This is a genomic window from Corallococcus sicarius (assembly GCF_003611735.1).
Lineage (GTDB): Bacteria > Myxococcota > Myxococcia > Myxococcales > Myxococcaceae > Corallococcus > Corallococcus sicarius.
In genome coordinates, this window is record NZ_RAWG01000355.1 from 1 (window position 1) to 9,156 (window position 9,156).

The window sequence follows — 9,156 nt, forward strand, 5'->3', positions numbered from 1 at the left end:
CGCCTTGACAGGGGCGGTGGGGTGCTCTCACTTGGGGGGATGCTCGCCCTCGCTCTCGCCGCCACCCTGGCGGCCGCACCCGCGCCCCGCGTCGCCGCCTCCACGGTGACGGTCCTCCACATCCCGCAGTTGGACAAGCTCCAGGGGCTGACCGCGTTCATGACGCGGGCGGGAGCGTCCTCGCAGATGCTCAACCCCGCGTCGTGGAGCGGGGAGCTGCACCCGTTCCTGCCCATCGACGTGACGCGGCCGGAGTCGCTGGCGGAGCTGGGCATCGACGCGACGGGGCCCCTGTCCGTGTCCATGCGCCAGGATGGCCGCCTCTCCTGCACGCGCGTGAAGGACGCGAAGGTGTTCCAGGAGGCCACCGCGAACGTGCTCGCGCGCAACGGCGACGTGAAGGCGGGCACGGTGAAGGGCGTGACGACGCTGCGCGCGTCCACGGGCATGGGCAGCTTCGCGGGCTACGTCATCAAGGGCGCTGAAGCGTGCTCCTTCCTGAGCACCACGGAGTCGGACGAGGCCCTGCGCAAGGAGGCGGCGAAGCTGGTGGCCCTCAAGGCGCCGGCCGCGGACGCGCGCATGGGCGCGGTGCCCGGGGTGCTGTACGTGGCCACGCAGCAGGGCGTGTTCGGGCTGGACGGCACGGCCAACGGGCTGAAGGTGGAGGGCACGGCGACGAAGCTGCCGCTGCCGCCCTTCCAGTCCCAGGGCACGAGCCCCTACGGCGCGATGGCGCCCGCGGGCCTGCTGTTCGCGCGCGCGCAGGTGGCGCCCACGGGGGTGACGCAGGCGGTGGGCTCCGTGCGGGACGCGGTGCAGACGGTGTGTCCCACGTGCCCGGCGGATCAGGTGAAGGGCGTGACGGACGCGCTGGCGAAGCAGCTCACCGGGCATCTGTTGTTCGGGGTGGATTCGGTGAGCGTGCGGGGTTCGCTGCGCAAGCCGGAGGTGCGCTTCTTCGCCGCGAAGCAGGCGCTGGCGGCGGAGGTGTTGGATCCGGCGGCGGTGAAGGCGGCGCTGGCCCCGCTAGCGAAGTTCCCGGGAGCGAAGGCGCTGGAAGACGGCTACACGATGGAGGCCAAGGGCGGCAGCGTCTACGTGCGGCTCAAGGGCAGGCACCTGGTGTTCGGCAATGACTCCACGGTGACGCAGACGGTGCTGGCGTCACTGCCGGAGAAGGGCGCGCCGCTGGCCCGCGCGGTGGACTTCACGTTGGATCCGAAGAAGGTGGCGCGCGCGCTGTCACAGGTGTCGCTGATGGACGTGATGGGCGACGACCGCCTGGCGGGCATGTTCGCCGCGAGTTCGGAGCTGGGGCCGCTGCTCGCCAAGAGCGAGCGCATCACCGGGTCGCTCGACAGCGCGCCCAACGGGGCGCACCGCTTCTGGGTGAACTGGACGCTGCCGGCGAAGCCCTGACGCTCAACAAGAATCTCCGACGCCAAACGGCCCCGCCCAGGAGTTCCTGGAGCGGGCCGCTGTGTTTAGAACTCCTAACAAAAGTAAGGACTGGTGCCTTCTCCCCGGGGGAAGGCCCCCTCGGAAGGGACTTTTGTTAGGTGCTCCAAGCGCCGGTCACTCACCGAGAAGCGCCAGAGCGCCGTCCTCACCCGCATCCCTGCTGCGAGGCGGCAGCACGCCGACTGGAGCAGGCGTTGCGCGAGGGGCCGGGCCGCGCAGCCTGAGCGGTGGCATTGGGCCGAAATGTCCTGAAGTACAACTCTGGCGCCCCTGTGGGACAGTTCATGGCGCGGGAGGCGTGGGGGTATGCTGCTCGCATGCCCGTCCGCATCCGTGGCCGTCGCGTCATGTTCCTCCAGTCCGGGCCTGGCGACGGGCCGAAGCTCGTGAAGAGGCCCCCGTGCGAATACTGCGGGAAGCCGGGGCATCCATTCGCTCCGCAGTGGGGCAGCCACATTGGCAGCTCAACTGTGCTGCGGGACAACATCCTCGCGGGCGAGGAGGTCGGCACGCACCCCTGGTACACCGGGCGTTGGTCCATCGCCGCGCACCACCTCATTTGCTCCGAGGCCATGGCGGACGATGAGGACTGGGCGCGCTTTTGCCGGGAGTCCGGGTACGACATCAACCGCAAGGAGAATGGCGTCATCCTTCCCATGGTGCTGGCCGTCGCGTGCGAGCTGCACGTGCCCGTCCATGTGGGCCCCCATGCCGGCGGCAGGGCGTTCGACATGGACCTGGCGTACCCAGAGGCGGTGATGCACCTGCTGGAGGGGTTCGCCCAGTCCGTCTCCGAGGGCCGCTACTGTTCGAATCCTGCGAGCCTCACGGGAGAACTGGACCTGCTCTCCCGCCAGATTCTCGGGAGGGTGGCCAGTTGGCGCTGGACGCTTACGAGTGACGGCCAGGATTACCTGCCGGGGGGCGTGGGCTGCGCCGGAGCGAGGAGTCTCCAGGACAAGCCACGCCGCGCGTGCCCGCACGGCCGCCAGCATGGATCTCGGCACAGGCGCACCGGGGCGCCGCTCCTTCGCCGACTGCTCCAGGTAGGGGCGTAGGTCATGCAGAGCGAGTACTTCGTCCTTCTGCGCGCACGTTCCCAGCAGCACCCGCTGCTGGCATGGGACCAGTCAGCCCTGGCGTTCCGCAAGGGGCGCCCGGTGGAAGAGCGCGAGCCGGTGAAGCTGAAGCTCGGCGAGCCCGTGCCCTCCAAGCCGGTCATGGTGGATCACCACAGCCTGCCGACGCCCGTTGTGTCCTCCCGGCTAAAAGCCGTGCTCAAGGCGGCACAGCTCCAGGGCGTCCAGTTTGTGCCCGCGGATGTCCAGGTCGGAGACGCGGTGCTGCGCTACTGGCTGGTCCACATGTGGCGGGCGATTCGCTGTATGGACCGGGAGCGCTCCATCTTCGAGGAGACGGGCATCGGGCAAGTCATCCTGAGCCTCGACAGGCTCGTACTCGACGAGGCAGTGCTCCACGAGGTGCCGCTGGAGGAGCGGCTTGCCTTCCGCCTCGCGGAGTCGGTGGTGTACCTCTTCCACCGCTCCGTCGTGGACCGCGTGCTGGAACTGACGCCCCCTCCGGAGGGGCTCCGCTTCATCCCCGTGGCGGAGTGGAACGATTCATCCGGTTTCAGGTGACGGGCTCCTCGAGCCGCGCGAGCTCGAACACCCGTTCCTGAACGAGGCGCCGCCCATCAATCCCCGGCATCAGGCGCCGGCAGCCGCGCCAGGCGCACGGTGAACGTGGTGCCCTCCTCGGCGGTGGAGCGCACCACGATGTGTCCCCCGTGGGCCTCCACGATGGACCGCACGATGTAGAGCCCCAGCCCCACGCTGCGGCCCGCGCGGTCGACCTCCGCCGTGCCCCGCTGCAGGGGCTGGAAGAGGGAGTCGAGCCGCTCCGAGGAGATGGGCGTGCCGTGGTTGTGCACCGACAGCGTCACCGCGTCCTCCGCCCCCAGCGTCTCCACCTGGATGGGGGTGTCCTCGGGACTGTACTTGAGCGCATTGGTGACCAGGTTCTGCACCACCTGCGAGAGCCGGTCCGGATCCCACTGCCCCCGCCCTTCCCCTGAACGCAGCACCCGCAGCTCCCGCGTGGGCCAGGCCGCTTCGACCTCGTCCACCACGCCGCGCGCCAGCTCGTGCAGGTCCGCGGACCGCCGCTCGATGCGGATGCCGCCCCCCAGGCGCGCCTGCGTGAAGTCCAGCAGGTCCTTCACCATGCGCGACGCCCGCTCCGCCGCGTTCTGGATGCGCGTCACGCTCTTGCGGCTGCGCTCGTCCAGGTCCTCGCGCCGCGCCATCGCGGTGGCCCCCAGCAGGATGGCGCCCAGCGGGTTGCGCAGGTCGTGGCTCACGATGCCGATGAGGTGCTGCTCGAACTCCGTCTGCCGCTTGAGCGCGTCCTCCATCTGGCGCTGCGCCGTGATGTCCTGCAGCAGCGCGACGAAGCCATCCGCCTTCCCATCCGCGTTCCGGTAGGGATTGTACGTCACCCTCACGTCCCGCGTGCCCCCGAAGCGGTAGGGCACGCCGTGCTGCTCGAAGGAGAAGCTCTCCCCGGCCAGGCCCCGCCGCACGTAGGGCCCCATCACGGCGTACGCCGCCTCCCCGATAACCTCCCGGAGGGAGCGCCCGAGCAGCTGCTCCCGGGACTGGCCGAACCAGTCCTCATAAGCCTTGTTGGCGAAGCCGTAGCGCTCGTCCGCCGTCACCAGCGACACGAGGACCGGGATGGCGTCCGTCACCTGGAGCAGCTGCGTCTCACTCGCCCGGACCTTCTGCGACAACACCTCCACGCGCTGGCGGGCCCTCACCTGTTCGGTGTTCTCCAGGCCGAAGACGACGATGCCCTCCACCTGCCCCTGGGCGTTGCGCAGCGGCTGGTAGACGTAGTCGACATACGCCTCCTCCATCTCGCCCTGGCCCGTCCGGTCGAAGCGCACGAGCGCCTCGCGCCCGATGTACGGCGTGCCCGTGCGGTAGACGCCATCCAGGAGCTCCACGAACCCCTGCGGCACCAGCTCCGGCAGCGCCTGGGCCACCGGGAGGCCCACCAGCCTGCGCCCGGCGCCGACGTGCTGCTGATACGGCGTGTTCACCACGCTGTACACATGCTCGGGCCCCTGCAACAGCGCGAGGAAGGCGGGGGCGTTCTCGAAGAGGCTGAGCAGCCGGTTGTGCGCGGCCTCCACTTCATCCAGCAGCTTCTCGCGCTCGCTGGCCGCGCGCTTGCGCACGGAGACGTCCACCACGGTGCCCAAGAGGCGCGCGGGCTTGCCGTCGGGGCCGAACGTGACCTGTCCCCGCGACTCCACCCACCGGGCCGCCCCCGTCAGGGAGGGCAGCAGCCGGTGCTCGACCCGGAAGAACCCCTGGTTCCTGCCCAGGGAGGCCTCTTCAATGGCCAGCAGCAGCCGCGCACGGTCCTCCGGGTGACAGGCGCGGACGGTCTGCTCGAGCGAGAACGCAACGCCCTCTGGCAGGCCGAGGACCTCCCGGAAGCGGGCGTCCGCCTCCCCCTGTCCGGTGGCCAGGTCCAGGCCGAAGCTGCCCGCGTCCAGCCCCGCCACCACGAGGCGCAGGCGCTCCTCGCTCTCCGCGAGCTTCACCACCAGCGCCTCCCCGCGCGCATGGTGCTCGGCGACACCCTCGGCGATGGCGGTGGAGAAGAAGCGGGAGAAGATCCGCATCTCGGAGAACGTCACCGCGAGGCCGCGCGCCTCCACGCGGTCCAGGATGAGGTCGCTCAGCAGGTTGTACTCGCTGACGAGCGCCTTGAGGCTGAAGCCGATGCGGTGGCGCTGGCGCCCGTGCTCCCGCGCCATGGGAATCGTCTCCGGGACGGCGCCCCGGCGCAGGCAGGAGCTGAGGTCGCGCAGCACCTCCGGGATGTGGTCGCGCAGCTCCGGACCGATGCGCGCGTCTGGCACGAGCCGCGCCTGGACCTGCTCCATCCAGTGCCCCACCAGCGGCTCCAGCTCCGCCTCGATGAGCTCCGCGAGCGGGTTCACGGCCGGGCTCACGGCCGCTCCCCGGCCACGGCGGGGGCTCCGCGGGTGCCTGCGGCCAGCGTTGTCTCCCGGGGCGGCGGTGTCATCACCGGCCAACCTATTCGCCCCGCACCGCCATTGCGACCGTTGCGACAGTCCCACTCCTGCCACGCCCGCCTGCCGGGCAGGCGCCGCTCATGCCGGCCGCTCGCGAGGCCACCCCGTCCGCGAGTCCTTGCGCTCCAGCTCCTGCTCCGCGCGCGTCATCCCGCGCTGCAGGTCGTTCCAGTCCAGCGTGCCCGCGAGCAGCCCCTCCTCGTCCACCACCGCCAGGAGCGGCACCCCCGCCTCCGCCATCCGCCGCAGCGCCGTCCACCCGTCCTCGCACAGCTCCGCCACCACGCCGTCCTCCATCACCTCGCGCACCATGCACCCGGCGCGCTCGTCCTCCGGGATGGCCTCCACCGACGCCCACGACACGCGCCCCACCGGATGGCCCCCGTTCGTCACCGGCAGCATCTGCGTGTGCTCGCGCCGCAGCGCCCACTGCGCGTCGGCCATGGACAGGTCCAGGTCCACGCCCACCGCGCGCGGCGTCATCAGCGTCGCCACCCGCACGTGCTCCAGCACCACCCGCATCCGCACCTGCCTCGACTCCGCCTCCGCGCCCATCAGCACGAAGAAGGCGATGACCAGCGTGAACGGGTTCAGCGCCACCACGCCCCACACGCCGAAGAGCACCGCGAACGCCCGCCCCAGCAGCGCCGCCACCCGCGTCGCCTTGAGCACCCCCAGCCGGGGCGTCAGCGCCGCGCGCACGATGCGCCCCCCATCCATGGGGAACGCAGGCAGCAGGTTGAACACCCCCAGCACCGCGTTGAGCATCGCCAGCGTGAAGCCCGCGAACTGCAACGGGAACAGGCCCAGGCCCTTCAGCAGCCACGTGGCACTGGCCAGCACCACCGCCAGCCCCAGGCTCGTCAGCGGCCCCACCAGCGCCATCAGCGCCTCGTCGCGCGGCTTCTTCGGCACCTCCGCCAGCTCCGACACGCCCCCGACAATCATCAGCGTGATGCCGTGCACCTCTCCGCCATGGCGCAGCGCATAGAGCGTGTGCGCCATCTCGTGCAGCAGCACCGACACGAACAGCCCCACCGCTACCACCAGCCCCCACATCAGGGGATGTCCGGGGAGGCTGCCGGGCGGCACGTCCGCCGCGCCCGCCGCCTGCTGGAACGTCCCGGCGAAGGAGAACGCCAGCAGCGGCAGCGCCAGCAACAACGAGAAGTGGATGCGGATGGGCACCCCCCGGAATGAGCCCACCTGGAGTGCCCCCGGCCGCGCACGCATCGTCGCCTCCCGCTTCCCGTCCGGACCCGTCACGGGCCCGGTGTTGGAAATCCTGAACTTCTGTCTGGCCCCCTCCCAGTGCACACGAAGCCCGCCCGTCCGCCCGTCCCGCCGGTGGCAAGGGAAGCGCTGCGACCGCCCCTCCAATCGTGTTAGAGCGCCGTCCCATGGACGCAACCCCCGAGAAGGATCCTCTCCGCGCACGTCTCCAGCAGATGGAGAAGCAGGCCGAGCAGGGCGGCGGCACCGAGCGCATCGCCAAGCAGCACGAGGCCGGCAAGCTCACGGCCCGCGAGCGCATCGACCTGCTCCTGGACCCCGGCTCCTTCAGCGAGCTGGACAAGTTCGTCACCCACCGCAGCCACGACTTCGGCATGGGCGACAAGAAGATCCTCGGTGACGGCGTCGTCACCGGCTACGGCACCGTCGAAGGTCGCCAGGTCTTCGTCTTCGCCCAGGACTTCACCGTCTTCGGCGGCTCGCTGTCCGGGGCCTACGCGCAGAAGATCTGCAAGATCATGGACCTGGCCACCCGCGTGGGCGCGCCCGTCATCGGCCTCAACGACTCCGGCGGCGCGCGCATCCAGGAAGGCGTGGAGAGCCTCGCAGGCTACGCGGACATCTTCCTGCGCAACACGCTGGCGTCGGGCGTGGTGCCCCAGATTTCGCTCATCCTGGGGCCGTGCGCGGGCGGCGCGGTGTACTCGCCCGCCATCACCGACTTCATCATGATGGTGAAGGACACGTCGTACATGTTCATCACCGGGCCGGACGTCATCAAGACGGTGACGCACGAGGAGGTCTCCAAGGAGGCCCTCGGCGGCGCGCTCACGCACAACCAGAAGTCCGGTGTCGCCCACTTCGCCGCGGAGAACGAGCAGGCCGCCATCGCGATGACGCGCGAGCTGCTCTCGTACCTGCCCTCCAACAACCAGGAGGACCCGCCCGTCCAGCCGTGCGAGGACGACGCGTTCCGCACCGAAGAGTCGCTGAAGACCATCGTCCCGGCGAACCCGAACAAGCCCTACGACATCAAGGAGATCATCCGGGCCATCGTGGACCAGAAGCACTTCTTCGAAGTGCAGGAACACTTCGCCCGGAACATCGTCGTCGGCTTCGCGCGCATGAACGGGCGCAGCGTGGGCATCGTCGCCAACCAGCCCGCGGTGCTCGCCGGCTGCCTGGACATCGACGCCAGCGTGAAGGCCGCGCGCTTCGTGCGCTTCTGCGACTGCTTCAACATCCCCCTGCTCACGCTGGTGGACGTGCCCGGCTTCCTGCCCGGCACCGACCAGGAGTGGGGCGGCATCATCACCCACGGCGCCAAGCTGCTCTACGCGTACGCGGAAGCCACCGTCCCCAAAATCACCCTCATCACGCGCAAGGCCTACGGCGGCGCCTACGACGTGATGGCGTCCAAGCACATCCGCGCGGACATCAACTACGCGTACCCCACCGCTGAAATCGCCGTGATGGGTCCCGAGGGCGCGGTGAACATCATCTTCCGGGGTGAGATCCAGAAGGCCCAGGACGCCAACGCCGAGCGCAAGAAGCTCACCGACGACTACCGGGAGAAGTTCGCCAACCCGTTCAAGGCGGCGGAGCTGGGCTACATCGACGAGGTGATCCGCCCGGAGGACACCCGCGCCAAGGTCATCCGCGCCCTGGAGATGCTCAAGGACAAGCGCCAGGACAACCCGCCGCGCAAGCACGGCAACATCCCGCTCTGAGTCCCGCCGCCGGCCCGCCCGCCCTCTTTCGCCAGGAGAGCAGGCGGGCGTGGACACTTCTGGAAATTCTCGGGTAACGCCGGGGCTTTCACGGGGCCACCCAAGGAGCCCCCCGCGTGTCCCAGCAGCGACGCCTTGTCCTCTTCCTCTCCGACGTTGAAGGTAATCTCACCGCCCTGCGTCAAACGCTCAAGGGCGTGTGCGAGGGCCTGGAGCTGCCCACCCCGGAGGTGAAGTGGGTGGATGCGCGTCCGGACGCGCTGGCCGACGGCGGCTGGCACGTGGCGGAAATCCCGCTCGTGTCCGGCAAGACGTCCGGCAAGGTCTCCTCCCCCGAGGAGCACCTGGACGCGATGACGCAGGCCCTGTCCAAGGACTTCCGCGACCGCTCCATGGGCATGTACGTGGACCGCGAGCACAGCTATGCCCGCGTCTGCATGGCCGCCCCCAGCCGGCCGCCCAAGGCCATGGAGGGCGAGTACCTGGACGTGCTGCGCCAGGCCGCGCGCTGGCTGGATGTCGAGACGACGACGCTGGCCCGCCTCTTCAGCGGGAACGCGGCGCGCAACCTGCTGGCGGCGGCCGTGGACTTCGGCCCGGATGGCAAGCCGGTGG

7 protein-coding genes are annotated in these 9,156 nt (G+C 70.1%); 5 read left to right on the forward strand and 2 right to left on the reverse strand.

All coding sequences use genetic code 11. The features are described 5' to 3' along the window. Positions 1 to 39: 39 nt before the first annotated feature. The 3 genes from D7X12_RS35360 to D7X12_RS35370 all read left to right on the forward strand — a co-directional run bounded on the left by D7X12_RS35360 (position 40) and on the right by D7X12_RS35370 (position 3,104). Positions 40 to 1,422, forward strand: a complete 1,383-nt coding sequence (locus D7X12_RS35360; RefSeq protein ID WP_120629616.1) for a hypothetical protein — start codon at positions 40 to 42, stop codon at positions 1,420 to 1,422. A 512-nt stretch (positions 1,423 to 1,934) separates the two neighbouring features. Continuing rightward, complete coding sequence (locus D7X12_RS35365) at positions 1,935 to 2,522, forward strand: AHH domain-containing protein (protein ID WP_244224971.1); 588 nt, start codon at positions 1,935 to 1,937, stop codon at positions 2,520 to 2,522. Positions 2,523 to 2,525: 3 nt separating this feature from the next. Next, entirely contained in the window at positions 2,526 to 3,104 is a 579-nt protein-coding gene (locus tag D7X12_RS35370) for an imm11 family protein (protein ID WP_120629617.1), read from the forward strand. Positions 3,105 to 3,160: 56 nt separating this feature from the next. On the opposite strand, the gene D7X12_RS35375 is transcribed toward D7X12_RS35370, so the two are convergent. Next, positions 3,161 to 5,494, reverse strand: coding sequence for a PAS domain-containing protein (locus tag D7X12_RS35375; protein WP_244224972.1), 2,334 nt, complete (start codon positions 5,492 to 5,494; stop codon positions 3,161 to 3,163). A gap of 162 nt (positions 5,495 to 5,656) precedes the next feature. Beyond that, positions 5,657 to 6,811, reverse strand: a complete 1,155-nt coding sequence (locus D7X12_RS35380; RefSeq protein ID WP_120629619.1) for a site-2 protease family protein — start codon at positions 6,809 to 6,811, stop codon at positions 5,657 to 5,659. A gap of 167 nt (positions 6,812 to 6,978) precedes the next feature. Between D7X12_RS35380 and D7X12_RS35385 the strand changes: the two genes are divergently transcribed. Then, the gene (locus D7X12_RS35385; RefSeq protein ID WP_120629620.1) at positions 6,979 to 8,541 is read left to right on the forward strand and encodes an acyl-CoA carboxylase subunit beta; all 1,563 of its coding nucleotides are present in this window, start codon (positions 6,979 to 6,981) and stop codon (positions 8,539 to 8,541) included. A gap of 116 nt (positions 8,542 to 8,657) precedes the next feature. Next, positions 8,658 to 9,156 (forward strand): hypothetical protein (locus tag D7X12_RS35390; RefSeq protein ID WP_120629621.1); only part of this gene is annotated, 499 nt, incomplete at its 3' end.